At 67.9% G+C, this 265-nt stretch carries 1 protein-coding gene; it reads left to right on the top strand.

Going from position 1 to position 265, the window contains the following annotated elements; all coding sequences use genetic code 11:
* Positions 1-265: NAD(P)(+) transhydrogenase (Re/Si-specific) subunit beta (locus WA670_RS45105; RefSeq protein ID WP_336162322.1), on the top strand; the 265-nt coding region annotated here is incomplete at both ends.

The raw sequence follows: 265 nt of genomic DNA, 5'->3' as shown, positions 1-265 counted from the left end.
ACAGGCCCAGTACGGGGTGGCGGAACTGACCCGGAAACTCCGCGACAAGGGCATCGACGTCCGCTTCGGCATCCACCCCGTCGCAGGGCGCCTCCCGGGCCACATGAACGTGCTGCTGGCCGAGGCGAAAGTCCCGTATGACATCGTGCTGGAGCTGGACGAGATCAACGACGATTTCGCCGACACCGACGTCGTCCTCGTGATCGGCGCGAACGACACCGTCAACCCGGCCGCGGCGGAGGACCCGGGCAGTCCGATCGCGGGC

It is taken from the genome of Amycolatopsis sp. VC5-11 (genome assembly GCF_037034185.1).
GTDB lineage: Bacteria > Actinomycetota > Actinomycetes > Mycobacteriales > Pseudonocardiaceae > Amycolatopsis > Amycolatopsis nivea.
This window is presented reverse-complemented; position numbering and strand designations above follow the sequence as displayed.